The organism is Streptomyces lycii (genome assembly GCF_009735685.1).
Classification (GTDB): domain Bacteria; phylum Actinomycetota; class Actinomycetes; order Streptomycetales; family Streptomycetaceae; genus Streptomyces; species Streptomyces lycii.
In genome coordinates, this window is sequence record NZ_WHPN01000275.1 from 45,549 (window position 1) to 71,141 (window position 25,593).

The window sequence follows — 25,593 nt, forward strand, 5'->3', positions numbered from 1 at the left end:
GGCAGGTCCCGCCGTCCGCAGGCTCAGCCGTCCGCCCGGCGGAGCCCGCGGACGGCCGGGACCAGCAGCAGCACCGCGACCACCCCGACGTTGAGCGCGGCGGCGCCCAGCAGGAGTTCGCGGGCGCCGAGCCAGTGCGCCGCCGGGGTGGCCAGGGCGCGCCCGGCGGCGAGCATGGCCACGGACCCGGCGACGTCGTACGCGTGCACCCGGTTCAGCTCGTGCGCCGGGACATGCGTCTGGACCGCGGTCGACCACATGACGACCCAGAACGCCAGTCCCGCCCCGCCGGCGAAGAAGGCCGCACCGAGGAGCGGCAGCGGCGCGCCCAGGGCGAGAGCCGCGACGTTGGCGGTGAGGCCGAGCAGGGCGAGCGCCCCGGCCGCCAGGGGTTTCCGGGGGCGGAGCCGCATGGCGAGCAGACCGCCCGCGGCGTTGCCCGCCCCCTGCACGGCCAGCATGGTGCCCAGCGCGGACGCCCCGTGGTCCCGGGTGATGAGGACGGCCTGGAGGGGCAGCATGGGGCCGAGGACGACCAGGGAGTAGGCCGTCCAGACGGCGATGACGGACCACAGCCAGGTCCGGGAGCGGAAGCCCCGCCAGCCGTCCACGAGATCCCGCAGCATGGACCGCCCGTCGCCGTGGGCGGCCGGCGCGCGCCGCATGAGGAACAGGCACACCCCGCTGACGCCGAAGGTCGCGGCGTTGACGGCGAAGAGCGCGGAGGCTCCGCCGAGGCCCGCCAGTACGCCGGCCGCCGCCGGGCCGGCCATGGCCATCAGCGACTCGGAGACGCGGACCACGGCGTTGGCGCGCTGCACCTCGGTCGTGACGGCGGGGATCGTACTGGCGATGCCGGGCTGGAAGAGACCGGTGCCGACGCCGTTGACCGCGCTGAGCACGTAGACCAGCCACAGGACCGGCTGCCCCGCCGCGAAGACGAACACGAGCGCCGTGGTGACGACGAGCCGGAGCAGGTCGGCCAGCACCATCATGCGCCGGGCGGAGAAGCGGTCGGCGAGCACACCGCCGAAGAGGACGAAGCCGGCGAAGCAGGCGGTCCAGGCCCCGAGGGCGAACGACACCGCGAAGGTGCCCTCCCCGGCCCCCACCAGTCCGGTCGCCAGGGCCACGGGCACCATGCCGTCGCCGAACTTGGCGATCGTACGGGCGCCGAAGAACAGCCCGAAGTCCCGGTTCCAGAGCGCGTGCCGGCCCGCCCCTCCCGCCGCCTCCCGCGCCTCGCCGGGCGGTTCCTCCGGCGGCCGGCGGCCGGCGGGCCGCCGCTCCCGGTCCGTGTCCGCTACGGGGTCAGCCGCCATCACCGGCCGCCGCGGGGGCCGGGATCCGCGCGGCCTCAGCGACGGCCGGCCCGCGGCGGGCCAGTTCGTCGAGGAGCCGCGGCCCCACCGTGGTGATGTCACCGGTGCCCATGGTCAGCACGAGATCCCCGGGCCGGACCAGGTCCCGCAGCACGGGCAGGAACCGCTCCGCCTCGGGGCAGTAGGTCACGTGGCCGCCCGGCAGCGGTATCCGGCGGGCGATCAGTTCCCCGGTGACGCCGGGCAGCGGCTCCTCCCGGGCCCGCGAGACGTCCGAGACGACCACCTCGTCGGCCAGCCCCAGCGCGGCGCCGAACTCCGCGGGGAAGCGCCGGGTGGTGGTGAACAGCGGCGGCTGGAACGCGACGACCAGGCGCCCCTCCCCCGCCACGAAACGCGCGGCGCGCAGCTGTTCGCGGACCTTGGTGGGGTTGTGGGCGTAGTCGTCGTACACCCGGACACCGGCGGCCTCGCCCTTGAACTCGAAGCGCCGCGCGACCCCCTGGTAGGCCGCCAGCCCGCCGATCGCGTCCCGGGCGGAGAAGCCCAGTTCGACGGCGGTGAGCAGGGCCGCGGCCGAGTTCAGCGCCATGTGCCGGCCGGGGACCCGCAGCCGTACGGGCGGCAGCGGTACGCCGTCGAGCGCGGCATCCCAGACCGTGCCCTCGGGGCCGACGGTGAGGCCGGACAGCCGCAGATCGGCGCCGGGCGACTCGCCGTAGGTGCGGACCCGCACCCGGCCGCGGGCGTGGTCGGCCAGGCGGGCGGCCCCGGGGTCGTCCACGCCCGCGACGAGCAGCCCGTCCGCGGGGAGCCTCTCCACGAAGCGCTCGAAGGCGCGGGCGTAGTCCTCGGCGGTTCCGTGCAGGTCGATGTGGTCGTCGTCGCCGACATTGGTGACGATGGCCGTGTCCGGCTCGAGCAGCAGGAAGGAGCTGTCGCTCTCGTCGGACTCGGCGATGAACAGGGGGCTGTTCCCGCGGTGGGCATTGGTCCCGGCGCCGCCGAGGTTCGCGCCGGCGGCGAAGGACGGGTCGGTCCCGCACTGACGGGCGATCACGGTCAGCATGCCGGTGGTGGAGGTCTTGCCCGCCGTCCCGGCGACGGCGACGCGGTGCCCGCCGGCCATCACGGCCGCGAGGGCCCCGGCGCGGTGCACCACCGGGAGGCCCAGCTCCCGGGCCGCGCGCACCTCGGGGTTGTCGTCGCGCAGGGCGTTGGACGTGACGACCCGGCTCGCGCCCCGCACGTGCGCCGCATCGTGGCCGATGTGCACCACCGCCCCGAGCGAGCGCAGCGCCTCCACGTTGCGGGACTCCTTGGTGTCACTGCCGGAGACGGGCACACCGGCGGCCAGCAGGATGCGGGCGACGCCGCTCATGCCGGCGCCGCCGATGCCGACGAAGTGGGCCCGCGCGAACCCGGCCTCCCCGGCGGAGGCCGGGCGGGGACGGGAGACCGCCGCCCGTGCGAGGGCGGCCGGGGAACCGGGCAGCGGCCCGGTGCCGGTGGGACGTGCCGGGGACTGAGGCTTCGTCATGCTGCTCCGGGCCTTCCGTGAAGCGGATCCGTGCCGGGGGAGACCGACGTTGCCATATATTGCCCATCATTGGCAATAGAAGCTGCGAACGATACGGTCTCCATGTGCCCGTACCGCTACGGGGCCGGGTCATCCGAGGCAAGAAGGGGACAGCGTGGATCGGGACGCGAAAGCCGCGGCGAGCAGGGCCGCGAGCGCCGTGGCGGACGCCGGGAGCTGGCTGGCCACCCCGGCGCTGCCGGCGCTCGTCGCGGCCTTCGCCCGGGACGCGGCGGACCACGCGCTGGTCCGCGACCTGGAACGGCGCTCGGGCGGCGTGACGGCACGCCTGGCACGGCTCGACGCGTTCACGGACCGCTGGGACACCCGGCGGGGTCGGGAGCGGCACCAGGCCCTACCGCTGACGCTGACCGGGGAGCAGGAGCGGCTGGCCCTGGCCGCCGCCCGCGCGCTGGGCCTCTGCGGCGGAACGGGCCCCCGGCACGGCCGCTACGACCACCTGCTGATTCTCGGCGGCACCGTCCGCGGCTGCCTGCTGCGCACCGCCCACGCGGCCCGGCTGCTGGACTCCGGGCGGGTGACCGCGGACCGCGTCACCGCGCTGGGCGGCCACCGGCCGTTCAGCGGTGACGAACGGGAGGTGGCCGCGGCGGTGGGCGCCCCGCACCTCGACGAGGAGTACGCGGCACTGGACTTCGTCACCCGCTCCGCCTTCCGGCTGGGCGGCGCCGGCGCGGCGGCCCGGGTGGAGGGCGAACGCTCGCCGCTCGTCGGCGGCACCTGGGGGGTGCGGCACTACCGGACCGCCCGGGGAACACCCGTCCGCGTCGCGGCGGCACCGTCCGGCGAGCCCGGCCGGCGGCGCGCCCATACGGCCGACACGTACGCCTTCTTCGCCCGGCACCTGGCGGAGCTGGGCCCGGGCGACCGGGTGCTCGCGGTGACCAGCGCCGTCAACGTGCCCGCGCAGCACGCCGCCGCGGTGCGGATGCTCACCCTGCCGCACGGCGCCGAGGTCGACACGGTCGGCAGCCCGCCCGACGCCGCGCCGGCCGCGCTGGCCCGGCCTCCGGCGGCGGCCGACTTCCTGCTGGAGATCCGGTCAGCGGTCCGCTCCCTCCGCAGGCTGTGCGCGGCGGCCGCCCCCGCGGGTGCCGCGGCGGATGGGGGAGCTGCAAAGGCCGGACCGACGGAGACCCCAGCGACGGAGACCGGAGTGACGGAGACCGGAGTGACGGGGACCGGAGTGACGGGGACCGGAGTGACGGAGGCGGTGCCTCCGGCGGCCTCCGTGGCGGCGTCCGCGGAGGGCCGGGAGGCCCCGGAGGCCGCCGGAGGCTCCCCGGCCGGTCGGCCGACCAGCCGGTGATGGGCGTCGCGGACCCGCCGGAACGCCTCGGCGATGTCGCGCATGTCGTCCTCGCAGCCCAGCAGCGCCGCGTGGTGGAAGGTGAGGAAGAACCGGGCGGCCCGGTGGCTGACGGGAAGGTCGTACCGGCCCGGGTCGAGCCGCTCCAGATGACCGGGCGCCGGGTCGAAACGGCGCCGGAACGCCGCGACGTGGAGCGGGCTGTCGTACAGCGGCCGGTAGATCTGCCGCACGGCTGGCCCGAGTTCGGCGGTGAGCGCGCGGGCCACGGCCTCCGGTGGGACGCCCGCGAACTCCTCCTCGGGCAGGGCGACGGCGTACCCGAAGTACGTCCGGCCGGTGGTGCCCTCCGAGGTCTCCTGGGGGCGCAGCCCCAGAGCCGCTCCGACAGGCAGCGGTTGCTGCCCATCAGCTCGCCGGTCTCCACGAGTTCCGGCACGCCGGACTCGGGCGGGCTCTCCGCGCGGCAGCGGCCGTCCGCGCGCAGCTGCTCGATGCGCCGGGCCAGGTACGCGTCGTCGGTGACGGCCGCCCCGCCCTCACCGCTGCTGAGCACCTTGGTGTGGTGCATGCTGAACGTCCCGACGTCGCCGGTCGTGCCCGCCGCCCTGCCGCGGTAGCCGGCGCCGTGGGCCTGCGCGCTGTCCTCGATCAACGGCAGTCCGTGCCGGTCCGCGACCGCCCGCAGCGCATCGAGATCGGCCGGCGCCGAGTACAGGTGCACCACCACCAGGGCCCTCGTCGCGGGCGTGATCGCCGCCTCGGCCGCGGCCGGGTCGAGACACAGCGTGCGCGGGTCGACGTCGGCGAAGACCGGCACCGCGTTGACGCCGGGCACGGTGGACGCGGCCGCGGACCAGGACAGGGCGGGCACCACGACCTCGTCGCCCGCGCCGACACCGCACGCCTCCAGGGCCGTCATCACCGGCCGCGGTGCCACTGGCCGTCGGTACGCAGTGCCGCACGCCGAGATACGCGGCGAAGCACTCCGCGAACCGCCGGTCCCGCGCCGGCCCGCCGGTGTACGGGGCGGCCACGGACCACCGGCCCGCGTGCAGCACCTCGGTCAGCGCGGCGGCCGCGCCCGGAGCGGGGCGCGGCCAGCGGGGCCAGGGCCGGCCGGCGCGGACCGGGGTGCCGCCGTGCAGGGCGAGTGCGGTGCCCGTCGAACCCCCTAGAGCAGACCGCGGATGGTTCCGCCGTCGACGCCCCAGACCGATCCCGTGACGAAGGACGCCGCGTCGGAGGCCAGGAACGCGATGACGCGGGCCACCTCCTCGGGCGCGCCCATCCGCCCGAGCGGCAGCTGGCGCTTGCTCATCTCGTACTCCACCGCCTCCCTGGCGTCCCTGCCGTGGACGTCCCCCAGGGTCTCGGCGAAGCCGCCGGGGCGGGTCCACAGCGGGGTCCACACCGGGCCGGGGGCCACGGCGTTGACCCGTACCGCGGGCCCCTCGGACAGCGCCAGGCTCTTGGTCAGGCTGAGCAGGGCGACCTTGGAGACCTGGTAGTCGGCCGGTCCCGCCTCCGGCTGCCGGGCCAGGTCGGAGGCGTTGGTGACGATGCTGCCGCGGCCGCGGTCGCGCATGCCGGGGAGCACGAGCCGTACCGCGCGGACGGCGCTGAGGAAGTTGACCTCGAAGGTGTGCAGCCAGTCCTCGTCGGACAGCTCGCCGAAGGCACGGGCCCGGCACTGCCCGACGTTGTTGACGAGCACGTCCGTGTGCCCGCCGAAGGCGTCGAGCACGGCGGTGACGCCCCGGGCCACGCCGGGGCCGTCGCCGAGGTCCGCGGTGACCGCCGTCACCTCGGTGACCGCCGACAGTTCCTTGGCCAGCCGGGCGAGTTCCTCCTCGTCGCGGTCCACGAGCCCCAGCCGGACGCCCTCCGCGGCGAGCACGCGCGCGGTCTCGGCCCCGATCCCGCTCGCGGCACCGGTGACCAGGGCACTGCGTTCCGCAAGGCCGAGTTTCATGCCACCCCCACCTCCGTGACGACGAACCGGACCGGCCCGCCGTCCGCGGGACCGCTCAGCTCGTAGGCGTAACCGGGCGGTACGGCCACGGACAGGCCGGGCTCCCCGCTGTGCTCGGTTCCGTCGACGGCGACCACCGCGCGGCCCTCCAGCACATGCAGGACGATGCTGCGGCCGGCGGGCACCCGCTCCCGGAGCGCGCCCCCGGCCGGGACCTCGACCAGCCGGAAGCACCGCCAGTCGCCGGTGAAGTGCGGGGTCAGGTCCACCTCGGCGCTGCGGTGCCCGGGCTCCGCGCCGGCGGTCAGCAGGTCCGGCACGTGGAGCTGCGCGGGCGCGGCGGCCGGTCCCTCGCCGGGGAAGACCTCGGTGACGAAGAAGTGCATGTCACTCGTCCCGCGGTTGGCGATGGAGTGCGAGGAACCGATCGGCGTGGTGACGAGGTCGCCCGCGACGGCCTCGGACTCCACACCGTCCATGGTGACGACGGCGCGCCCGGAGACGATGTGGTAGATCTCCTCGGTGCGCAGGTGGACGTGCTCGCCCACCCAGGCGCCGGGCTCGATCACCACGTACTCCACGCAGTTCCACATGCCTTCCAGGTGCATGCCGTTCATCAGCGTCTTCCAGCGGCACACGCCCTCGCCCCCGACCTGGCGGTAGGTGACCGCCGCGCCGGACGTGTCGTTCGCTATCGGCCCGAAGGGGCGGCGCTCGCCGCGCACGACGGTGGCCATCACGCACGCACCAGGGCGGGGCGGGCGGCGAGCACGGACTCGATCCCGGTGCGCAGGACGTCCTCGTCCACCTGTGTGATCATGCCGCCGCCGGGGCGGTGCGGGCGGCCCAGGCCCTCCAGCAGGATCAGGTCGCAGCTGCCGGGGCGGGCCGCGACGTAGCCGCGCTTGTTGTCCAGGCGGACGATGCCGAGCAGGGCGTCGGGGTCGAGGCCGTCGGGCAGGGTCGTCGGCGCGCCGTTGCGGGTGAGCAGCACGTGGTGTGCCGCCTCGTCGGAGCGGTCCAGCAGTCCGAGTTCGCCCGAGACGCGGGCGGCGGCCAGCATGCCGAGCCCGATGGCGTACCCGTGCCGCAGGCGTCCCTCGCTGAGGAGTTCGGCGGCGTGGCCGACGGTGTGCCCGTACTCCAGCACCAGGGCCTGCTGCTTCTCGGTGGCGTCCTCCCGCATCACGGAGGTCTTGGCGTCCAGGCACAGCTCGATGAAGGAGATCAGGGCGTCCGGTGTGTAGCGGGCGTCGGGGCGGAGCAGCCGGGCGGTCTCGTCGAAGCGCTCGGGGACGATCCCGAGGACGTTCTTGACCAGCTCGCAGAGCGCGGAGCGGATCTCGTCGGCGGGCAGCGACTTGAGGAAGTCGAGGTGGTTCCAGACCAGGGCGGGGGCGTGGAAGGTGCCCAGGTGGTTCTTGCCGCAGCGGGAGTTGACGGCCTGCTTCAGGGACAGCACCGAATCGCTCATGGCCAGCAGGGTGGTGGGCATGTGGACCAGGCGGACGCCGCGGAAGACGAGCGCGGCCAGCAGCCCGGCGAGATTGCCGACGAGGCCGCCGCCCAGCGCGACGACGACGGAGCGGCGGGTGATGCCGCCGCGCAGGGCGCGTTCGGCGATCCGGTCGAGCGCGACGAGGTTCTTCTCGGTCTCCGCGGCCTGTACGGGCAGCAGGTGGACCGGGGCCAGCGCGGAGAGGTGCGCCTCCGTCTCGGCGACCAGGCCGGCCGGAACGCCGGTGTCGGCGACCACGACGAAGCGGTCGGCGTCGAGCCGGGCGAACCGCTGGCCCATGTCGTGCCACGCGCCGTGGCCGTGCCGCACGTGGAAGTCGTAGCTGACGTCGCCGAAACGGACCGTGCGGTCGAGTCCGGCAGTGCTTCTTGCCGAGGTGGTCACGTCTACTCCAGGGAGTCGGGGGCGGGAGCAACGTAGTCGACCCGCGGAGCACCTGGCAATACTTTGCCTCAATGAGGCAAAAGTCTTGACTTCACGGACAGCTCCGATCATGCCAACAAACTTGCCTCCTGGGTGCTATGCTGACGCGGCCGGCAACCGCCGACGGCTGTCCGGCCGCCCTCCCGACCGACTCCAGGAGCAGCTCTTGACGACCGGGTACACCGAGGACACCAGGCCCGCCATCGACACCGCTCTGGTCCGGCGCCTGGTCGACAGCCAGTTCCCGCAGTGGGCCGGACTGCCCCTGACGCTCGTCGACCCCGCCGGCTCGGACCACGTCATCCACCGGCTGGGGGACCGGCTCTCCGTGCGGCTGCCCCGGCACGCCGGGGCGATCGGCCAGGCCAGGAAGGAGTACGAGTGGCTTCCCCGGCTGGCCCCGCATCTCCCCCTCACCGTCCCGGTGCCGGTGGCGGTGGGCGAGCCCGGCTTCGGTTACCCCTGGCGGTGGGCGGTGGCCCGCTGGATCGACGGGGAGGTGGCGACCGCCGAGGCGCTGGGCGACTCGCCCGCGGTCGCGCGCGAACTGGCGCGGTTCCTGCTGGCCCTCCAGCGCTACGAACCGGAGGAGCCGACGGCCCTGTCCGCGGGCGGCTTCCCCGAGGACCTGGTCCCCGGCACCCTCGCCGACCGGGACGAGGTGACGCGCGCGGCCATCGCGCGAGTCGACGGCGTGTTCGACGGCGCGGCCATGACCCGGCTGTGGGACGCGGCCCTCGGCGCTCCCGCCTGGGACCGTCCCCCGGTGTGGATCCACGGGGACTTCCACACCGGCAATCTGCTGACCCGCGACGGCCGGCTCAGCGCCGTCATCGACTTCGGCGGCCTGGCGATCGGCGACCCGGCCGGCGACCTGGAGATCGCGTACACGCTGATGACGCCCGCCAGCAGGGACGTCTTCCGCAGCGCCCTGGGAAGCGACGACGCCACCTGGCTGCGCGGCCGCGGCTGGGCGCTGACCACGGGTCTCACCGCCTACACCGCCTACGCGGACGTCGACGCCCGGATCGCCGAACAGACCACCCGGCAGATCAACCAGGCACTGGCGGGATAGCCCGGGAGGCGGGCCGCGCGGACTGCGCGGGCGGCCGGCAGCACGGGTGGCCGGGGGCAGGCCGGTCCGGGGGCGCGGACGTCCGGGATCAGGCCGGCCCGGGAGCGCGGCCGTCCCCGGGAGCCGACGGCTCGGGACCCCGGAACCCGCAGCCCCGGGCCGGGAGCCGGGCGTTCCGAAGCAGGAACCCGAAGCCGGAGCCGGAGCCTTGAGTCGGAGTCGTAGCCGGAGTCGGAGTCGGAGCCTTGAGTCGATGCCGGAGTCGGAGTCGGAGCCTTGAGTCGGTGCCGGGAGCCAGGAGTCGGGTGCCGGGTGCCGGGAGTCGGGTGCCGGGAGCCGGGAGCCGGGAGCCGGGAGCCGGGAGCCGGGAGCCGGGAGCCGGGAGCCGGGAGTCGGGTGCCGGACCCCGGGGCCGTCGCCCCCGGGGTCCGGACGGTCAGGTCTCCAGATAGCGGAGCACGGCCAGCACCCGGCGGCTGTACGCCGCGGTGTGGGGCAGTTCGAGCTTGTCGAACACCGCGTTGACGTTCTTCTCCACCGCGCTCCGGGAGATGTGCAGCTTCTCCGCGATGCCGGTGTTGGTGTGGCCCTGCGCCATCGCGTCCAGCACCGTCCGCTCCCGTGGCGTCAGCCGGGCGAGCGGGTCGGTGTGGGTGGTGCGGGCGAGCAGCTGTCGTACGACTTCCGGGTCGATGGCCGTGCCGCCCGCGTGCACCCGCTCCAGGGCGTCCAGGAATTCGTCGACCTCGGCGACCCGGTCCTTCAGCAGATAGCCGATCCGGGCGGTGTCGGCGGTGAGCAGCCGCACGGCATAGTCCTTCTCGACATGCTGGGACAGCACGAGCACACCGGTCTCCGGCAGGCGTTCACGGATGTCCAGCGCGGCCCGCAGGCCCTCGTCGGTGTGGGTGGGCGGCATCCGGATGTCCACGACGATCAGATCCGGCCGGTGCCGTTCGGTCTCCCGTACCAGCGCCGTGCCGTCGCCGACCGCCGCGAGCACCTCGTGGCCCTCCTCGGCCAGCAGCCGGACGAGTCCCTCCCGCAGCAGGGTCGAGTCCTCGGCGAGGATTACGCGCACGGCAACTCCGCGGTGATCGTGGTGGGCCCGCCGGGCGGGCTGCTGACGGTGAAGGCCCCGTCCAGCGCGGCGACCCGCTGCCGGAGCCCGGAGAGGCCGCTGCCGGACGGGTCAGCGCCGCCGGTCCCGTCGTCCTCGACCGTCACCCGCAGCACGGCGCCGTGCTGCCCGACGGTGACGGTGACCCGGCGGGCGCCGGAGTGCTTGGCGGCATTGGTGACCGACTCGGAGACGACGAAGTAGGCGGCGGTCTCGACGGGTCCCGGCAGCCCGGGCGGTACGGAACAGTCCATCCGCAGCGGCAGCGAGCACCGCTCGGCGACCCCGGCCAGGGCTTCCTTCAGGCCGAGGCTGTCCAGCGCCGTCGGGTACACCCGCCAGATGACCTCGCGCAGTTCGCCGAGGACCTCGCGGGAGGCCTCGTGCGCCTGCCGGAGCAGTTCCGCGCCGTGCTCCGGGTCCTTGCTGCGGCGGGCCCGGCCGAGCAGCATGGCCAGCGCCACCAGCCGCTGCTGCACCCCGTCGTGAACGTCCCGCTCGATCCGGCGGCGTTCGGCGTCGACGGCTTCGAGGATTCCGGCACGGCTCGCGGCCAGCTCGTCGATACGGCGCTCCAGCAACTCCCGCTCGGAGGGGCCGAAGTGCATCCGGGCCAGCCGGTCGTCGAGGGCGGCGAGGGCGATCAGCCCCTGTACGTCGAGGAACAGCAGTACGCCGCCGAGCACCGTCTGGCCCAGCAGCTCCGCCCAGCTCACGCTGCCCAGCAGCAGTCCCGCCACCAGCACCCCGGCCAGCACGGCGCCGAGGACCAGCAGACCGGCGACCACACCGGTCAGCACGCCGGTGCCCGCCCGCGCGGCGAGATGGGCGAGAAGCCGGGTGCCCGCGGCGCGGTCGTACGGGGAGCCGCGGTCGTACGGGGAGCCGCGGTCGTGGGAGGAGGCGGGCCCGTACGGGGAGGCGGGCTCGTACGGGAAGGCGCGGGCGTGCCGGAGGGCGCGGGCGTCCGGGGAAGCCCCGTCGTGCGGAGCGCCCGGGCCGTACGGGAAGGCGGGCCCGTACGGGGAAGCTGACCCGTGCGGCACGTCACGCTCGTGCGGGAAGCGGTCGCCGAAGAACGCGGCGCGGCGCCGGAGTTCCAGCGCGACCAGCCGGCGGGCCCCCGCGGTCAGCAGCCGCAGCGCGGCGGCCCGGGTGCGCGGCCACAGCAGGAACAGGCCCAGCGCGCCGCCGGCGACCGCGAGGTACAGCAGCGAGGCGAGGCCGGTGCCGATTCCGGCGAGCACCCCGGCGGCCCGGCGCGCGGCCGGGCCGGTGGCGGGCCCGGCTGGGGACGCGGGGCGCGCCGGGGACGCGGCACCGCTCACGAACGGCCCCGGTGACGCGCCGACCTCCGGCCCGGCCTGCGCCCGGCCCCGCCACCCGGCGCGCGGCCCGGATCGCGGCCCGGATCGCGGGAGGACTCCCCGGAGAAGCCGGAGGAACCCCCGGAAGAGCCCGAGGCCCCTCCGGAGGACTTCCGCGAGGACCTCCCGGAGGGCTTCCCGGAGAACAGCCGCTTGGCGACGAACGCCGCGCACGCCACCGCGACGAGCACCAGCACCACCTTGGAGAACACCCCGACATAGTCCCCCACCAGCTCCCAGCGGTCACCCAGCCAGTAGCCGGCCAGCACCAGCACGCTGTTCCAGATCAGCGAGCCGCACGCGGTCAGCCCCACGAAGACCGTCAACGGCATCCGCTCGACCCCGGCGGGCACCGAGATCAGACTCCGGAAGATCGGCACCATCCGCCCCAGGAACACCGCCTTCGTGCCGTGCTTGGCGAACCACTCCTCCGTGCGTTCCAGATCCGCGGGCTTCAGCAGCGGCAGCCTCGCCCACAGGGCGTACATCCGGCGGCGGCCCAGCAGCATCCCCAGTCCGTAGAGGGCGGTGGCGCCGACGACGGAACCGAGCGTGGTCCAGAACAGCGCGGACGCCAGGCTGAGCACGCCCTGCCCGGCGGCGAAGCCGGTGAGCGGCAGGATCACCTCGCTCGGCAGCGGCGGGAAGAGGTTCTCCAGCGCGACGGCGAGGCCCGCTCCCGGGCCGCCGAGTGACTCCACCAGCCCCGCGGCCCATCCGGCGAGTCCGCCGGGGTCTGCGGTCTCGGCGGACGCGACCGGAATCACTGACTGCATGGAACACACCTCTGTACGCGTGGCTGGGCGGCCGCGGCCTTCCCGACCGCGTACCCGCAACGCTAAGAATGTGCGCCCCGGCGCGGTATGCGGTGCACCACCCGGGCTCCGGCGGTTCACCGCAGGCGCGTCCTGTGGAAGACCGCACCCCGGCGGCGGCTCCGCGCCCGGGAAGCGGGGCCGGGGAGCGGGGCCGCGAGGCCCGGCCGGGAAGCGGGAGCGGGAAGGCAGGAGCGCAGCGGCGGGACCGGCTCCCCGGCACGGACGGCCCGGTCGCGCGTGCCGGTACGGCCGTGCACGGCGGTACCGGCACGCGCGAGGGTACGTACGGTCCTGCCCAGCGGTCCGGTCACCTGCGACGGCACGGCCGTACGGTTACGTGCGACGGCGCGGGCGTACGGCTACCCGCGACGGCACGGCCGTACGTTCACCCGCGGCTGCGGGCCCCACCGCGGGGACACGGCCCTCCGCGACGGGACGGCCGCGCTCGGCGGGACGGTCCCGCTCGGCCGGTCCGCCGTCTCATCCGCACCCGCCCGCGCCGCGGGCCGCCAGGGTCTCGCGCAGCCGGCGGATCGCGTAGAAGGACCGCGACTTCACGGTGCCGGGCGGTATCCCCAGCACTCGGGAGGTCTCGGCGACGCTGTGGCCGACGTAGTAGAGGTGGAGCAGCACCTCCCGCTGGTGCGCGGCGAGGCCGTCGACGGCCTCCGCCAGCAACTGCGCGGTGAGGGCGTGGTCGAACTCGTCACCGGTGTGCAGGCCGGCCATCGCCTCGTCGCCGACCTCCTGGGGCCGGGAGCGGCGGGCCCGGTAGTCGTCGATGACGAGGTTGCGCACCACCGTGTAGAGCCAGGGCCGCAGGTCGTCCGCCGGGGGCGCGGGCGTGCCGAAGTGCCGCCAGGCCCGCATGGCGGTCTCCTGGAGGATGTCCTCGGCCCGGTGCCAGTCGCCGTTCAGCAGCCGTGCGGCGAACCGCAGGAGCGGGCCGCCGTGCTCCTCGTAGAGCTTCCGTAAGAACATCTCGTCGGGCGGGCACCCGTCCGGGCCCGGCCGCCGCCCGGGTGCGCTCCCGCTCTCCGTCCGGGTCGGGGCGCATACGGCGACTGCGGTCATGGGGCTGTCCTCGTCTGTGGTGCGGTCGGTGCTGGTGGTGCCGGTGTTGCTGTTGGTGGAATGGGTGGAGCCGGTGATGGTGCCGGCGGTGTCGGTGCTGCCGGGTGTGCGGTCAAGCCGGCCGGCGGTGCGGTCGGGTCTGTCGGCGGTGCGGTCGGGCCGCCGGGTGGCACGAGCGGTGCGGCGCCGGGGTGCGGGCCGCACCGGACTCTCGCGATGCTTGCGCCCCGTTCTTGCCGTGGCCTTGCCGTCCCGGTACGGACCGGGCGCGCAGCCGGAGCCGCGGCCGCTCACCGGTCCGGCCGCGACGGTCACGACGCCCCGGCCGGCGCGGACACGGACGGCGCGGGGACGGGCGACGCGGTGACGGGCGACGCGGACACGGACCGGGCGGACTTGCCCCGTACCGGCGCGGGCGTGCCCCGTAGCGGCGCGGCGGCGTACCGGCGCAGTGACTCGGTGAACTCCTCCAGCCGCCCGGCCAGTTCACCGGCGGTGCAGACTCCCGGGCCGGCCGCGAACTCCAGCGTCAGGCCGCGGCCCGCCTGCGGGTCGCCGGACACGTTGAGCCGCAGGCCGTCGGCCGGTCCGGCGGCCAGGGTGCGCAGCGTCGTGACGCAGTCGCCGAACCGCAGGCCACGCTCGAAGGACAGGATGTTGACGGAGGTGCGGCCGGGCCCGCCGTATCCGTGTCCGTGACCGGCGGGCGCGTCCGGTGAGCCGAAGCGGTGGCGCTGGTGGCGGAGCGCCCCGCCGACGCGTTCGGAGACCTGTCCGACGAGCGCGGCGAAGGCGTCATCCGCACCGGCTCTTCCCGCTCTTCCCGCTCTTCCGGCCGGTCCGGCCGGTCCCGCGGTCCGGGCGGGCGCCGGGGTGCGCAGCCGCAGCGGCAGTTCGTTGGCCAGGTTGGCCGGGGTGTTCAGCGCCGCCCGGGTGAGCCGCCCGGCGACCATCAGCCCGAGTACGACGTCGTCGGTGCCGGCCCGCTCGCCGAGATGGGCGGCCAGCGCCGCGATCAGGACGGCGGACCAGCGGGTGCGCGCCTCACGGGCCGTGCCGAGCAGCGCGGCGACGACCTCGTCCGGCAGCCGGGCCGCCGCCCGCAGCGGCCGGACGGCCGCGGCACCGTCCCGCCCGGCGGGTCCGGTCTCCGGGTACGGGGCGGCGAGCACCTCGCGCCAGTACGCCTCGTCCCGGGCGGCCTGCCCGGAGTGCTGGTAGGCCATCTCCTCGCCGACCAGCTGGGTCAGGGTCCCGGCACGGCTCCCGGGCACGTCGGAGCCGGCGGCCAGGGCCGTGTAGACCTCGGCGACGCGGCGCAGGTACTGGTGGCGGCTGTAGGTGTCGGCGACGACCCGGTGGTGGCGGAGGAAGAGCAGGTGGTGCCGCTCCCCGAGCGTGAGCAGGGCGTGCTCGTACGGCGGCCCGGAACGCGGGTCGCTCCCCTCGTCCAGCCGCTCCGCCATCCAGGCGGCGGCCGCGTCGGCGGGGCCGGTCCGGCCGGACAGGTCGTGGCGGGGCAGCGGTGCCTCGTCCGCCGGGACGACGCACTGCCAGGGAAAGCTGTGGTCCTGGCCGAAGCGGACGCGCAGCGCCTCCGTCCCGGCCAGCGCCGTGTGCAGCGCGCGCTCCAGCAGGACGGGGTCGAGGTCCCCGCGGATCTCCACGTAGGCACCGCAGTTGTGAGCCGGGTCCGCCGGCGCGGCCGCGCCCTGTGCCCACATCCTCTGCTGCGCCGCGAGCAGCGGAAACCGGGGGTGCGGTGGTGCGTCGTTCCCCGTCACGCGTCGTCCGCCTCCGCGGCCGCCAGCATGCGGTCGAGGAGGCCGGCCAGCTCCCCGACGGTCGCGTGGTCCCAGAGCGCGGTGGTGTCGACGGCCACACCGAAGTGGTCCTCGGCGGCGGCCGCGACGGCGAACCCGGTGAGCGAGTCGAGGCCGTAGTCACCGAGCGGGACGTCCGGGGCGATGGCGCTCACGGGCAACCGGGTGTGCCCGGCGACCTGCTCGGTGATCCACCTGGTCGTCGGTTCGGTCGCTGCTTCCGGTGCGGCAGTTGTCATCGCTCCACTCCTTCGGTCACCCGTATGCGTTCCGGGACACGGGAACGGCCGTACCCGGCGCCGGGCGGCGACGCTGCCCGCGCTCGGGACGCGGCACCGGGTAACACGGACGAGAATGCCCTCGCGTTCTTGTCGGCGGCTTGCTCCCGGCCCGCGGTGGCTCGCCGGGCACCGCCCGGGGGCGGTTTCCGACATCCGTTCGCCGTGCCCCGTGACCCTTGGCAGCCTGTCCGGGCGGGAAATCTGGAAGGAGACCGCCGCCCCACCGGGAGGAGAACGCCAGTGATCAACGGCATCGACGTCAGCTCCCACCAGCCCCAATACTCCGCCTCCGGATGCGACTTCGTCTTCGTCAAGGCCACCGAGGGCCGTTCGTACAGCAATCCGCACCGCGCCGACCAGGCACGGCGGGCCCGGGAGGCGGGCTGTGTCGTGGGCTTCTACCACTTCCTGTGGCCCGGTGACATCGCGGAGCAGGCCCGGTACTTCACCGAGCGGTGCGGCGCGGAGAAGGGCGACGTGCTCGCCGCGGACTGGGAGGTGACCGCCGACGGCACCCGTGCGAGCGGCGAGGACAAGGACCGGTTCCTCGACGAGGTGCGCGAGCTGCGGCCGGACCACCGCGTGATCCTGTACTGCAACCGGACGTTCTGGCGGCGGCACGACACGTCGTCCGCTGCCGGGGACGGGCTGTGGATCGCCGACTACGTCACCAAGGGCGAGCCGCGGATCGAGGCGGAGTGGCGGTTCCACCAGTACACCGACACGCCTCTCGACAAGAACGTCGGCCGGTTCCGCGACAAGGACGCGCTGCGGGCCTGGGCGAAGAAGTCCTGACCGGCGGCCGTCCCGGACCGGTGGCCGCCCCCGGTCCGCTCGCTTCGGACGGCCCGACCGCGCCGGGCGGCCCCTCCCCGCCCGTCCACCGGCTTCGTGCCGGTACGCCGTCTCCGTGCCGGTACGCCGTCTCCGTGCCCGGTGCGCAGACTCCGTGCCCGGTGCGCAGACTCCGTGCCCGGGACGGCGGCGCCGCTGTCAGTCGCGGCGCATAAGCTCCTGGGCATGGGTTACGCAGACCTGCGCGAGCTCCGCACCGCGCTCAGCACGGCACAGGACATCGCCTTCAACCTGGACCCGGCGGCGCCGTCCGCCGAGCAGACCGCCGAGCTTGTCGACGCCCTGCGCAGGGCGCTGGGCTCCGCGACCGCGCTCACCGGCGAGCAGGGCTCGACGGGCTGTCCCGAGCATCCGCGCGGCGCCGTCGACCCGCTCCACGGCGACAAGGACGACCCGCTGCCGCCGGGCTGGGGCAAGTGCCTGCTGTGCAACGACCGCAGGCGCCGCGCCGGCACCCAGCGGCCCAGCCGCCGGTGACGGCTGTGCCGGCCGCCCGGGGTCTCGCCTCCCTGCTCGCCGACGCCGCCCACGGCGCGTTCCCGCCGCCCGACGGCTCCGTCACGGTGCTGCCCCAGCCGAACCCCCGGGACGCGGGCGTGCTGTCCCTGACGGCTCATGCCGTGGTCTTCACGGACGAGGATCCGGCCTGGGTCCGCGCCCGGCTGGCGGAGGTGCCGAGCGATCCGCTCGGCGCCGCGCTGTCCCCGTCGTTCCTGTCCGCCCTCATGACCCGTACCGGCCGGCTGGTGAACAACACCGACCTGCTGACCGTCGCCCGCGCCCTGCCCGGCCCGCCCGCCTTGTCGCTGCACGAGATCGAGGACCGGGACCATCCGCGGGTGGTCCGCGCGCTGGCGTTCCGCGACGACGTACGGGTCTGGTGCACGGCCGAGGGCGGGGTGCTGGTGATGGGCCGGGGCGTCGCCGGACGCTGGGAGACGGCCGTCGAAGTGGACGGCGCCCTCCGCGGCAAGGGGCTCGGCCGGGCTCTCGCCGAGGCGGCCCGGCATCTCGTGCCCGACGGCGGTCCGCTCTGGTCCCAGCAGGCGCCGGGCAATGCCGCGAGCGTCCGGGCCTTCCAGGCTGCCGGGTTCCGGCCCGTCGGCGCGGAAGCGCTGCTGGTGGCTCCATGAACGGACCGCGGCGCGGACCACCGGCCCCGGACCTCGGCTCTCGTACCGCCGACCGCGGCTCTCGGACTACCGGCCTCGGCCCTCGCACCACCGACCTCGGGGCCTCGCACCACCGGCCCCGGCCCTCGCACCACCGGCCCCGTCATGCCGCCGACCGCGGATCCCGGTCCCCGGGCCCGGCTCAGCGGTCGGCGACGCGGATCTCGAACCAGGTGGTCTTGCCGCACGGCAGCAGGTCCACGCCCCACCGGTCGGAGAGGGTGTCCACCAGGAACAGTCCCCGGCCGCTGATGTCGAGCGGCTGGACGGGCATCAGGCAGGGCAGTCCCCGGGACGGGTCGCGGACCTCGACACGGATCCAGCCCCGGCGGCGCAGCATGCGCAGGCCGAACGTGCGGGCGCCGGTGTGCCGTACGGCGTTGCCGACCAGTTCCGAGACGAGCAGCACGACATGCTCCGCGAGCTGCGGCGACAGTGCCCATTTGCGCAGTACGACGGACTCCGCCAGCCGGCGGGCCGCGCCGGCCGATTCCGGGCGGGACGGGAGCCGGACTTCCTCGGCGGCCGGATCCCCGAAGAGTCCGAGCGCCCCCCGCGCCTGTTCGTCCGCGGTGGACGGCGTCCGTCCGGTCGCGGGCACATCGGCCCTGCGCCGCGGCCGTTCCACACCTTCGAGCCCAGCCATGCTCTCCATCATGGCCGCTCGGAGCCCGTCACGGGCTGGAACCGGAGGATTACGCCCCGCCGATCACCGACGGCCGCCCGCAGCCGGTCCCCGGGTGCCGGCGTTCAGGGTGACCGGCGGCCCTTCCGTGCCCGGCGGTCCTCCCGCGACCGGCGTCTCCGGTGCCCGGCGGTCGTCCGTTGGCCGGTGTTCACGGTGACCGGCGGCCTCCCGTCCCCGACGGGCGTCCAGCGACCCGCGTCTCCGGTGACCGACGGGAGTCCGGTGACCGGCAGTCGTCCGGTGACCGGCGGTCCCCCAGTGCCCGGCGGCCCTCCCGTGACCGGTGAACGTCCAGTGCCCGGCGGTCCTCCGCCCTCCCGCGGCGGTGCCCCGGGCGGGTGGCCGCCCCGGGGCGGCCAACCGCGCACTCCCGGTCAGCGGAATTTCGCCTTCCCGGGGCCTTCCTCCACGAAGCTGCGCATCCCGGTCTCCCGGTCCTCCGTGGCGAACAGCCCGGCGAACCAGTTGCGTTCGACGGCCAGACCGGTGTCGATGTCGGTCTCCAGCCCGGCGTCCACGGACTCCTTGGCGGCGCGCAGCGCGATCGCCGGGCCCTTCGCGAGCTTCGCCGCCCAGTCGTGCGCCTGCTCGTAGACCTCGGCGGCGGGGACGACCCGGTCGACGAGGCCGATGGCGAGGGCCTCGTCGGCCCGCACCTGACGGCCCGTGAAGATCAGGTCCTTGGCCTTCGCCGGGCCGACGAGCCGGGCCAGCCGCTGGGTGCCGCCCGCGCCCGGGATGAGCCCGAGCAGGATCTCGGGCTGGCCCAGCTTGGCGTTGTCGGCGGCGATCCGGATGTCGGCGCAGAGGGCCAGCTCGCAGCCGCCGCCGAGGGCGTAACCGGTGACGGCGGCGACGACGGGCTTCGGGATCCGGGCGACGGCCGTGAAGGAGTCCTGGAGGAGCTTGGAGCGCTTGACCATGGCCGCGTGGTCCATGTCCCGCATCTCCTTGATGTCCGCGCCGGCCGCGAACACCTTCTCGCCGCCCCAGATGACCACGGCCCGTACGTCGTCGCGCTCGGTGGCCTCCTCCGCGATCTCGCGCAGCCGGTCCTGGACGGCGACGTCCAGCGCGTTCATCGGGGGACGGTCCAGCCGGATGGTGCCGACGCCCTCGGCCACCTCGAAGTTCACAGTCATGCCCCGCAGGTTAGCGGCCGTTCACGGCGCGGGGCCCGGTGCGGTTCGTCACAGCCACCGCGCCGGGCCCCGTGCCGGGACGGTCCCGGTCCGCCGCGGGCCGCCGCGGGCTACTGCGGCGCCTTCCACTCGTCCCAGTCCATGTTCCAGCCGTTGAGGCCGTTGTCCGGGGCGATGGTCCGGTCACCGGAGTTCTTCACGACGACGACGTCGCCGATCACCGAGTTGTTGAAGAACCAGGCCGCCGGGGTGGAGCTGTCGCCGCCGCCGCGGGCGTCGAACAGGCCTATGCAGCCGTGGCTGGCGTTGACCGAGCCGAAGGTGGCCCGGCCCGCCCAGTAGTTCCCGTGGATGAAGGTGCCGCTCTGGGACAGCCGCATGGCGTGCGAGACGTCCTCGATGTCGTACTCGCCGCCGAAGCCGACGGTCTCGCCGTTCATCCTGGTCATCTTGTGCTTCTCGCTGATCACCATCTCGCCGTTCCAGGACGGTGTGGCGGGGGCGCCCGCGGTGATCGGGATCTTCTTGATCACCTTGCCGTCGCGCTCGACGGTCATCTGCTTCTTCTTCACGTCGACGACGCTGACCTGGCTGCGGCCGACGGTGAACTTCACCGTCTTGGACTGTTCTCCGTACACACCCGGCCGGCCCTCGACGCCGTCGAGGTTGAGCTTCAGCGTCACCTCGGTGCCCTTGGCCCAGTACTTCTCGGGCCGGAAGTCGAGCCGGTCGTTGCCGAACCAGCGGCCCTCGACCGGCACCGACGGGGAGGCCTCGACCTCGATGGCCCGCTCCACGGCCGCCGGGTCGGTGATGCCGCGGCTGAACCGGATGGACACAGGCATGCCGACGCCGACCTCGGAACCGTCCTCCGGGGTGAAGTAACCGATGAAGGTGTCCTCGGGGACGAAGGTCGTGAAGGTGGCGTGCCGGGCGGCCTCACGGCCCGCCGCGTCCTCGGCCACCGCGTCGACGGTGTACTTGGTGGAGGAGCCGAGGTGGCCGGTCGGCTTCCAGACCGTGCCCTTGTCGCCGATCTTCCCGCCGACCTCGTTGCCCTTGTCGTCCTCGACCCTGACCGACGTGAGCTTGCCCTTCTCGGCCGTCACCTTCAGCACGCCGGTGGTCACCACGTCCTCGGCGCCGTCCTTGGGCGTGATCTTCACGACCGCCTCCGAGGGCTTCGTGTCGACCGAGCCGGGCTTGCCGTCGCCGTCCCCGCCCTTTCCGCCGCCGGAGCCGCCTCCGCACGCGGCGAGCGTCAGCACGAGCGCCCCCGCCACCGCCAGGTCCAGAATCCGCTGCGTCTTCACAGATCTCTCCCCTCGCGCGGCCGGCCCCCCAAGGCCCGTGCCGCATCCCCCCGCGCGCGATGAACGGCGCGCTGCCGAAAGGTAACCACAAGGGGGTGACTGAGATCTGCCCCGGACTGTTACGGATCAGTCCCAAAACCGCCGGTGGGGGCGTCCGCCGGGGCGGCGGGCGGGGCCCGCGCGAGCGCCGGGCGGCGCGCCCCGCGTGAGGGCGGGGCCCGTAACGGGCAGAACAGGGAAGGACCCCCGAACGGCGGCCGGGCGGCCGGGACACCGCGCGCCCGCCGGACGGAGGTCCGCCACGTCGCTCCCCCGGCCCGCCGGGCGGAGGCCAGCCGCGAGCCGCCGGAGGCGAACACGTGTCGAGCGCAGCCGAGCAGGAGGCAGCACCCGGGCCGTCGCGGGAGGACGTGCTCGCGCCGGCGTCCGTGCCCCCGCCCCAGCCCGGGCCGCCGGTGTGGCCGGGCAGCCCGCAGCCGCTGGGCGCCCGTTTCCGTACCGGCCCCGACGGCGTGACCGGCACCAACTTCGCGCTCTGGGCGGGCGGCGCGGAGGCCGTCGAGGTGTGTCTGTTCGACGACGACGGCACCGAGACGCGCTGCCCGCTGACCGAGCTGACCCACGAGATCTGGCACGGTTTCCTGCCGGGCGTCTCCCCCGGCCGGCGCTACGGCTTCCGGGTGCACGGCCGCTGGGACCCGTGGACCGGCGCCCGCTGGAATCCGGCCAAGCTGCTGCTGGACCCGTACGCCCGCGCCGTGGACGGCGAGTTCGGCCTGCCGCCGGAGGTGTACGGGCACGTCCGGGACTGGCCGCAGCAGCATGTCGCCGACACGGTGCGCGACGACCGGGACTCGGCGCCGCACGTACCGAAGGGCGTCGTGGTCTTCGACGAGACGCCGGGCGACGAGTGGGCCGACGACCGGCGCCCCAAGACGCCGTGGGCGGACACGGTCCTCTACGAACTGCACGTCCGCGGTTTCACCATGCGCCACCCGGGCGTCCCCGAGCGGCTGCGCGGCACCTACGCCGGGCTCGCCCACCCGGCGGCCATCGAGCATCTGACCGCGCTCGGGGTCACCGCCGTCGAACTGCTGCCCGTGCACCAGTTCGCCCACGAGGACCATCTGCTCCGGCGCGGCCTGCGCAACTACTGGGGCTACAACTCCATCGGCTACTTCGCCCCGCACGCCGGGTACGCGGCCACCGGAACCCGCGGCGAACAGGTCGGCGAGTTCAAGCGGATGGTGCGCGCCCTGCACGCCGCCGGCATCGAGGTGATCCTCGACGTCGTCTACAACCACACCGCCGAGGCGAACGAGCTCGGCCCCACCCTCTCGCTGCGCGGCATCGACAACCGCGGCTACTACCGCCTCCAGCCGGACCCGCGCCGCTACGCCGACTACACCGGCTGCGGCAACACCCTGCACGTCGTCCAGCCGCAGGTGCTGCGGCTCATCACCGACTCGCTGCGCTACTGGGTCACCGAGATGGGCGTCGACGGCTTCCGCTTCGACCTGGCCGCGGCCCTCGCCCGGTCCATGCACGACGTCGACATGCTCTCCCCGTTCCTCGCCGTCATCGCCCAGGACCCGGTGCTGCGCCGGGTGAAGCTCGTCGCCGAACCCTGGGACATCGGCTCGGGCGGCTACCAGGTCGGCGCGTTCCCCCCGCTGTGGACGGAGTGGAACGACCGCTACCGCGACACGGTGCGCGACTTCTGGCGCGGCCGGCTGCACGGCGTACGCGATCTCGGCTACCGGCTGTCCGGCTCCAGCGACCTCTACGCCTGGGGCGGCCGCCGCCCGTACGCCTCCGTCAACTTCGTCACCGCCCACGACGGTTTCACCCTGCGTGACCTCGTCAGCCACCAGCAGAAGCACAACGAGGCCAACGGCGAGGGCAACCGCGACGGCACCGACGACAACCGCTCGTGGAACTGCGGGGCCGAGGGCGAGACCGGCGACCCGGAGATCACCGCGCTCCGCCGCCGCCAGCTGCGCAACTTCCTGACCACCCTGCTGCTCTCCACGGGGGTGCCGATGCTGGTCGCCGGGGACGAGATGGGACGCACCCAGCGCGGCAACAACAACGGCTACTGCCAGGACAACCCGACCGGCTGGCTCGACTGGTCCCTGGCCGCCGACCCCGGCTGGCGGGAGCTGCGGGCACTGACCGCGCGGCTGATCGCGCTGCGCCGGGCGCATCCGGTGCTGCGCCGGCGCGCGTTCTTCTCCGGCCGCCCCCAGGGGCCGGAGGGGCTGCGCGACCTGGCCTGGTTCACCCCGGCGGGCCGGGAGATGACGGAACAGGACTGGTACGCGCCGGCCGCCACCCTCGCCATGTATCTCTCCGGCCGCGACATCCCCGGCCGGGACGAGCGCGGCGGCCCGGTCACCGACGACAGCTTCCTGGTGCTGCTGCACGCGCACCACGAGCCGCTGCCCTTCACCCTGCCGGGGCCTCCCTGGGCCCGCGGCTACGAGCTTCTCGTGGACACCTCCCGGGAGGACCAGGCCGAGCCGCCCGGCACCCGGCACCGGGGCGGCGCGGAGCTGACGCTGCCGGCCCGCTCCGTACAGCTGCTGCGGGTGCGGCACGACCCCGCCGCGAGCGGGTGAGACGCCAGTGGCGAAAACGGGGTGAGTCCTGTCGGTGACCCACCGTAAGCTCTCCCCCGATGCCTCCCTCCACACAGAAGTCCACCGTCCGCGCCCTGCTGCGGCTGTGGCCGTACGTCAGGCCGGTCCGGGCCCGGCTGTTCACCGCGGCCGGGGTGGCGGTCGTCGCCTCCTGCATCGGGCTCGTCATTCCGCTGGTGCTGAAGTGGCTGGTCGACGGCCCCGTGGCGGACCGCGACCCGGGAGGCGTGTGGCTCGGCGGCGCGGCGCTGCTGCTGCTCGGGATCGCCGAGGCCGGGCTGTTCGGGCTGCGCCGCTGGCTGGTGGCGCGGCCGCTCGCGGGCGTCGAGGCCACGATGCGGGCGAGCCTCTTCAGCCGTCTCCAGCGGCTCCCCGTCGCCTTCCACGACCGCTGGCCGTCGGGGCAGCTGCTGTCGCGCGCCACCGCGGACCTGCATCTGCTGCGCATCTTCCTCGCCTTCCCGCTGACGTTTCTGCTGGTCAACGGGACGACGATCCTGGTCGGCTGCGGCATCCTGCTCTCCCAGGACTGGCAGCTCGGGCTGGTGCTGATCGTCCCGGTCCTGCCGATCGTCGTCATCTGTTCCTACTTCGAGACCCGCTACTCCGCGGCCGCCCGCACGGCCCGCGACCAGATCGGCGATCTGACGACCGTCGTCGAGGAGGGCGTGCTCGGCATCCGCGTCATCAAGGGCTTCGGCCGGCACCGCAGCCAGTCCCGCGCCTTCCGGGAGCTGAGCCACCGGCTGCGGGGCACCGAGCTGTACAAGGCCCGGCTGCTCGCCGGGCTGCTCGCGCTGATCATGACGCTGCCCGAACTGGCCATCGGCACCGCGCTGGTGCTGGGCACCGTGCAGGTCGCCGACGGAGCGCTGTCGGCCGGGACACTGGTCGCGTTCCTCTCGACAGCCCTCGCGCTGCGCTGGCCGGTGGACTCGATCGGCTTTCTGCTGGCGATCAGCCAGGACGCGGCGACGGCCGCCCGGCGTCACTTCGAGGTGATGGACGCCCCGGCCGCGGAGGACGACGTTCCGGCCGCGGAGGACGGGGACACCGCGGCGGGTACGGAGGGCGGCGAGGCCGCGGCGGGAGCGGGGAACGGGGTGGACGGCGAGGCCGCGGCGGGCACGGAGTGCGGGGGCACCGCGGCGGGTCCGGAGGACCGGGGCACCGCGGCGGCCGCCCCGCCCGCCCGGACCGGGAGCGCCGGTTCCGGGAACGCCCGGGCCGGAGCCCCCGGCGACGGGCTCCGGTTCCACGGAGTGACGTTCCGCCACCCGGACACGGACCCCGGCACGCCCCCGGTGCTCCGCGGCATCGACCTGCACATCCGGTCCGGCGAGACCATGGCCCTGGTCGGCGCCACGGGCAGCGGGAAGACGACCCTCACCGCCCTGGTGCCCCGGCTGCACGAGGTGTCCGGCGGGCGCATCACCCTCGACGGCGAGGACATCAGCCGCATGCCGAGAAGCCGGCTGCGGGGGCTGATCGCGGTCGCCTTCGAGGACCCCACGCTCTTCTCCGCCACCGCCGGGGAAAACGTCCTGATGGGTGCGGCAGGCGCCGGGACGGACGCGCTGGACCGCGCCCTGTCCGTGGCGCAGGCGGACTTCGTGCACGACCTGCCGCAGGGCACCGGCACCCAGGTCGGCGAGCAGGGCCTGAGCCTGTCCGGCGGCCAGCGCCAGCGGCTCGCCCTGGCCCGGGCCGTCGTCGGCAATCCCCGCTTCCTGGTGCTCGACGACCCGCTGTCCGCGCTCGACGTGCACACCGAGGCGCTGGTCGAGGCGGCGCTGCGCGAGGTGCTGGCGACGACGACGGCCCTGGTCGTGGCGCACCGCCCGTCGACGGTGCTGCTCGCCGACCGGGTCGCGCTGCTGTCCGGCGGGCGCATCACGGCCGTCGGCACCCACCGTGAACTGCTGCGCCGCAGCGTGGAGTACCGGACGCTGATGTCCGGTGGACCGGACCAGGGTCTTCAGGCCCCCGGTGCGCCCGCGGACCCGTCGCGGGTCTCCGGAGCACCGGCAGACGGAGGTGTCCCCCGATGAGCACACCGGACCCCGACGGCCCGG

21 protein-coding genes and 2 pseudogenes are annotated in these 25,593 nt (G+C 74.8%); 8 read left to right on the top strand and 15 right to left on the bottom strand.

Going from position 1 to position 25,593, the window contains the following annotated elements; translation table 11 throughout:
* Window positions 1-23: 23 nt before the first annotated feature.
* Complete coding sequence (locus GCU69_RS14330) at window positions 24-1,322, bottom strand: MFS transporter (protein WP_156206272.1); 1,299 nt, start codon at window positions 1,320-1,322, stop codon at window positions 24-26.
* Window positions 1,312-2,862: a UDP-N-acetylmuramate--L-alanine ligase gene (murC, locus tag GCU69_RS14335; RefSeq protein WP_098749661.1), complete on the bottom strand. Its 1,551-nt coding sequence runs from the start codon at window positions 2,860-2,862 to the stop codon at window positions 1,312-1,314. Before murC ends, GCU69_RS14330 begins: the two co-directional genes overlap by 11 nt.
* Before the next feature lie 154 nt (window positions 2,863-3,016).
* Here murC and GCU69_RS33705 point away from each other — a divergent pair, with 154 nt between their 5' ends.
* Both GCU69_RS33705 and GCU69_RS33710 read left to right on the top strand, forming a co-directional pair.
* Window positions 3,017-4,231, top strand: a complete 1,215-nt coding sequence (locus GCU69_RS33705; RefSeq protein ID WP_235978473.1) for a hypothetical protein — start codon at window positions 3,017-3,019, stop codon at window positions 4,229-4,231.
* Window positions 4,231-4,851, top strand: coding sequence for a hypothetical protein (locus GCU69_RS33710; protein WP_235978474.1), 621 nt, complete (start codon window positions 4,231-4,233; stop codon window positions 4,849-4,851). The genes GCU69_RS33705 and GCU69_RS33710 overlap by 1 nt, the downstream gene beginning before the upstream one ends.
* Here GCU69_RS33710 and GCU69_RS33715 read toward each other — a convergent pair.
* The 4 genes and pseudogenes from GCU69_RS33715 to GCU69_RS14360 form a co-directional block, all read right to left on the bottom strand.
* Window positions 4,755-5,153 (bottom strand): annotated as a pseudogene (locus GCU69_RS33715) (DegT/DnrJ/EryC1/StrS family aminotransferase); the annotation flags it as partial. The gene GCU69_RS33710 and the pseudogene GCU69_RS33715 sit on opposite strands and share 97 nt — an antisense overlap.
* Window positions 5,154-5,405: 252 nt before the next feature.
* Window positions 5,406-6,206 (bottom strand): SDR family NAD(P)-dependent oxidoreductase, encoded by an 801-nt coding sequence (locus GCU69_RS14350; RefSeq protein WP_098749660.1) that lies wholly within the window; start codon window positions 6,204-6,206, stop codon window positions 5,406-5,408.
* Window positions 6,203-6,943, bottom strand: coding sequence for a cupin domain-containing protein (locus tag GCU69_RS14355; protein WP_156206274.1), 741 nt, complete (start codon window positions 6,941-6,943; stop codon window positions 6,203-6,205). The genes GCU69_RS14350 and GCU69_RS14355 overlap by 4 nt, the downstream gene beginning before the upstream one ends.
* A complete protein-coding gene (locus GCU69_RS14360) occupies window positions 6,943-8,109 on the bottom strand; it encodes a 2-deoxy-scyllo-inosose synthase (RefSeq protein WP_098749658.1) in 1,167 nt (388 codons plus the stop codon). The genes GCU69_RS14355 and GCU69_RS14360 overlap by 1 nt, the downstream gene beginning before the upstream one ends.
* 205 nt (window positions 8,110-8,314) lie before the next feature.
* On the opposite strand from GCU69_RS14360, the gene GCU69_RS14365 reads away from it, so the two are divergent.
* Window positions 8,315-9,223 (top strand): aminoglycoside phosphotransferase family protein, encoded by a 909-nt coding sequence (locus tag GCU69_RS14365; RefSeq protein ID WP_235978475.1) that lies wholly within the window; start codon window positions 8,315-8,317, stop codon window positions 9,221-9,223.
* Between the two features lie 436 nt (window positions 9,224-9,659).
* Here the strand turns inward: GCU69_RS14365 and GCU69_RS14375 are convergent, their stop codons facing one another.
* The 6 genes and pseudogenes from GCU69_RS14375 to GCU69_RS14400 form a co-directional block, all read right to left on the bottom strand.
* The gene (locus GCU69_RS14375; RefSeq protein ID WP_170315850.1) at window positions 9,660-10,304 is read right to left on the bottom strand and encodes a response regulator transcription factor; all 645 of its coding nucleotides are present in this window, start codon (window positions 10,302-10,304) and stop codon (window positions 9,660-9,662) included.
* Window positions 10,295-10,924: a sensor histidine kinase gene (locus GCU69_RS34735; protein ID WP_408055803.1), complete on the bottom strand. Its 630-nt coding sequence runs from the start codon at window positions 10,922-10,924 to the stop codon at window positions 10,295-10,297. Before GCU69_RS34735 ends, GCU69_RS14375 begins: the two co-directional genes overlap by 10 nt.
* 932 nt (window positions 10,925-11,856) lie before the next feature.
* A pseudogene (locus GCU69_RS14385) lies at window positions 11,857-12,486 on the bottom strand (DedA family protein); the annotation flags it as partial.
* A gap of 522 nt (window positions 12,487-13,008) precedes the next feature.
* The gene (locus GCU69_RS14390) at window positions 13,009-13,806 is read right to left on the bottom strand and encodes a sigma-70 family RNA polymerase sigma factor (RefSeq protein WP_235978477.1); all 798 of its coding nucleotides are present in this window, start codon (window positions 13,804-13,806) and stop codon (window positions 13,009-13,011) included.
* A gap of 107 nt (window positions 13,807-13,913) precedes the next feature.
* Window positions 13,914-15,386: a condensation domain-containing protein gene (locus GCU69_RS14395; RefSeq protein ID WP_156206278.1), complete on the bottom strand. Its 1,473-nt coding sequence runs from the start codon at window positions 15,384-15,386 to the stop codon at window positions 13,914-13,916.
* Window positions 15,383-15,664, bottom strand: a complete 282-nt coding sequence (locus GCU69_RS14400) for an acyl carrier protein (protein ID WP_098749654.1) — start codon at window positions 15,662-15,664, stop codon at window positions 15,383-15,385. Before GCU69_RS14400 ends, GCU69_RS14395 begins: the two co-directional genes overlap by 4 nt.
* A 282-nt stretch (window positions 15,665-15,946) precedes the next feature.
* Here GCU69_RS14400 and GCU69_RS14405 point away from each other — a divergent pair, with 282 nt between their 5' ends.
* From GCU69_RS14405 to GCU69_RS14415, 3 genes are all read left to right on the top strand, one after another.
* Window positions 15,947-16,501 carry a glycoside hydrolase family 25 protein gene (locus GCU69_RS14405; RefSeq protein WP_098749653.1) on the top strand — a complete coding sequence of 185 codons (555 nt, stop codon included), beginning with the start codon at window positions 15,947-15,949 and terminating at the stop codon, window positions 16,499-16,501.
* 225 nt (window positions 16,502-16,726) lie between these two features.
* The gene (locus tag GCU69_RS14410; RefSeq protein ID WP_098749652.1) at window positions 16,727-17,038 is read left to right on the top strand and encodes a hypothetical protein; all 312 of its coding nucleotides are present in this window, start codon (window positions 16,727-16,729) and stop codon (window positions 17,036-17,038) included.
* Window positions 17,039-17,043: 5 nt separating this feature from the next.
* Window positions 17,044-17,694, top strand: a complete 651-nt coding sequence (locus GCU69_RS14415) for a GNAT family N-acetyltransferase (protein WP_098749651.1) — start codon at window positions 17,044-17,046, stop codon at window positions 17,692-17,694.
* Window positions 17,695-17,875: 181 nt separating this feature from the next.
* Here GCU69_RS14415 and GCU69_RS14420 read toward each other — a convergent pair whose 3' ends face one another.
* The 3 genes from GCU69_RS14420 to GCU69_RS14430 form a co-directional block, all read right to left on the bottom strand.
* Window positions 17,876-18,391, bottom strand: coding sequence for an ATP-binding protein (locus tag GCU69_RS14420; protein ID WP_176604574.1), 516 nt, complete (start codon window positions 18,389-18,391; stop codon window positions 17,876-17,878).
* 404 nt (window positions 18,392-18,795) lie between these two features.
* Entirely contained in the window at window positions 18,796-19,563 is a 768-nt protein-coding gene (locus GCU69_RS14425) for an enoyl-CoA hydratase/isomerase family protein (protein WP_156206280.1), read from the bottom strand.
* A gap of 110 nt (window positions 19,564-19,673) precedes the next feature.
* The gene (locus tag GCU69_RS14430) at window positions 19,674-20,876 is read right to left on the bottom strand and encodes a L,D-transpeptidase (protein ID WP_235978478.1); all 1,203 of its coding nucleotides are present in this window, start codon (window positions 20,874-20,876) and stop codon (window positions 19,674-19,676) included.
* 410 nt (window positions 20,877-21,286) lie between these two features.
* Here GCU69_RS14430 and glgX point away from each other — a divergent pair, with 410 nt between their 5' ends.
* Both glgX and GCU69_RS14440 read left to right on the top strand, forming a co-directional pair.
* On the top strand, window positions 21,287-23,497 hold the full coding sequence (glgX, locus tag GCU69_RS14435; RefSeq protein WP_235978479.1) for a glycogen debranching protein GlgX: 2,211 nt from the start codon (window positions 21,287-21,289) through the stop codon (window positions 23,495-23,497).
* Window positions 23,498-23,556: 59 nt separating this feature from the next.
* Entirely contained in the window at window positions 23,557-25,569 is a 2,013-nt protein-coding gene (locus GCU69_RS14440) for an ABC transporter ATP-binding protein (protein WP_156206282.1), read from the top strand.
* Window positions 25,570-25,593: the final 24 nt, after the last annotated feature.

Bases quoted from the DNA above. Each gene is read 5' to 3' on its own strand.
- GCU69_RS14410 (WP_098749652.1), top strand. From the start codon at position 16,727: ATGGGTTACGCAGACCTGCGCGAGCTCCGCACCGCGCTCAGCACGGCA.
- GCU69_RS14420 (WP_176604574.1), bottom strand. From the start codon at position 18,391: ATGATGGAGAGCATGGCTGGGCTCGAAGGTGTGGAACGGCCGCGGCGC.
- GCU69_RS14330 (WP_156206272.1), bottom strand. From the start codon at position 1,322: ATGGCGGCTGACCCCGTAGCGGACACGGACCGGGAGCGGCGGCCCGCC.
- GCU69_RS33710 (WP_235978474.1), top strand. From the start codon at position 4,231: ATGGGCGTCGCGGACCCGCCGGAACGCCTCGGCGATGTCGCGCATGTC.
- GCU69_RS14355 (WP_156206274.1), bottom strand. From the start codon at position 6,943: ATGGCCACCGTCGTGCGCGGCGAGCGCCGCCCCTTCGGGCCGATAGCG.
- GCU69_RS14400 (WP_098749654.1), bottom strand. From the start codon at position 15,664: ATGACAACTGCCGCACCGGAAGCAGCGACCGAACCGACGACCAGGTGG.
- murC (WP_098749661.1), bottom strand. From the start codon at position 2,862: ATGACGAAGCCTCAGTCCCCGGCACGTCCCACCGGCACCGGGCCGCTG.
- GCU69_RS14440 (WP_156206282.1), top strand. From the start codon at position 23,557: ATGCCTCCCTCCACACAGAAGTCCACCGTCCGCGCCCTGCTGCGGCTG.
- GCU69_RS14425 (WP_156206280.1), bottom strand. From the start codon at position 19,563: ATGACTGTGAACTTCGAGGTGGCCGAGGGCGTCGGCACCATCCGGCTG.
- GCU69_RS14350 (WP_098749660.1), bottom strand. From the start codon at position 6,206: ATGAAACTCGGCCTTGCGGAACGCAGTGCCCTGGTCACCGGTGCCGCG.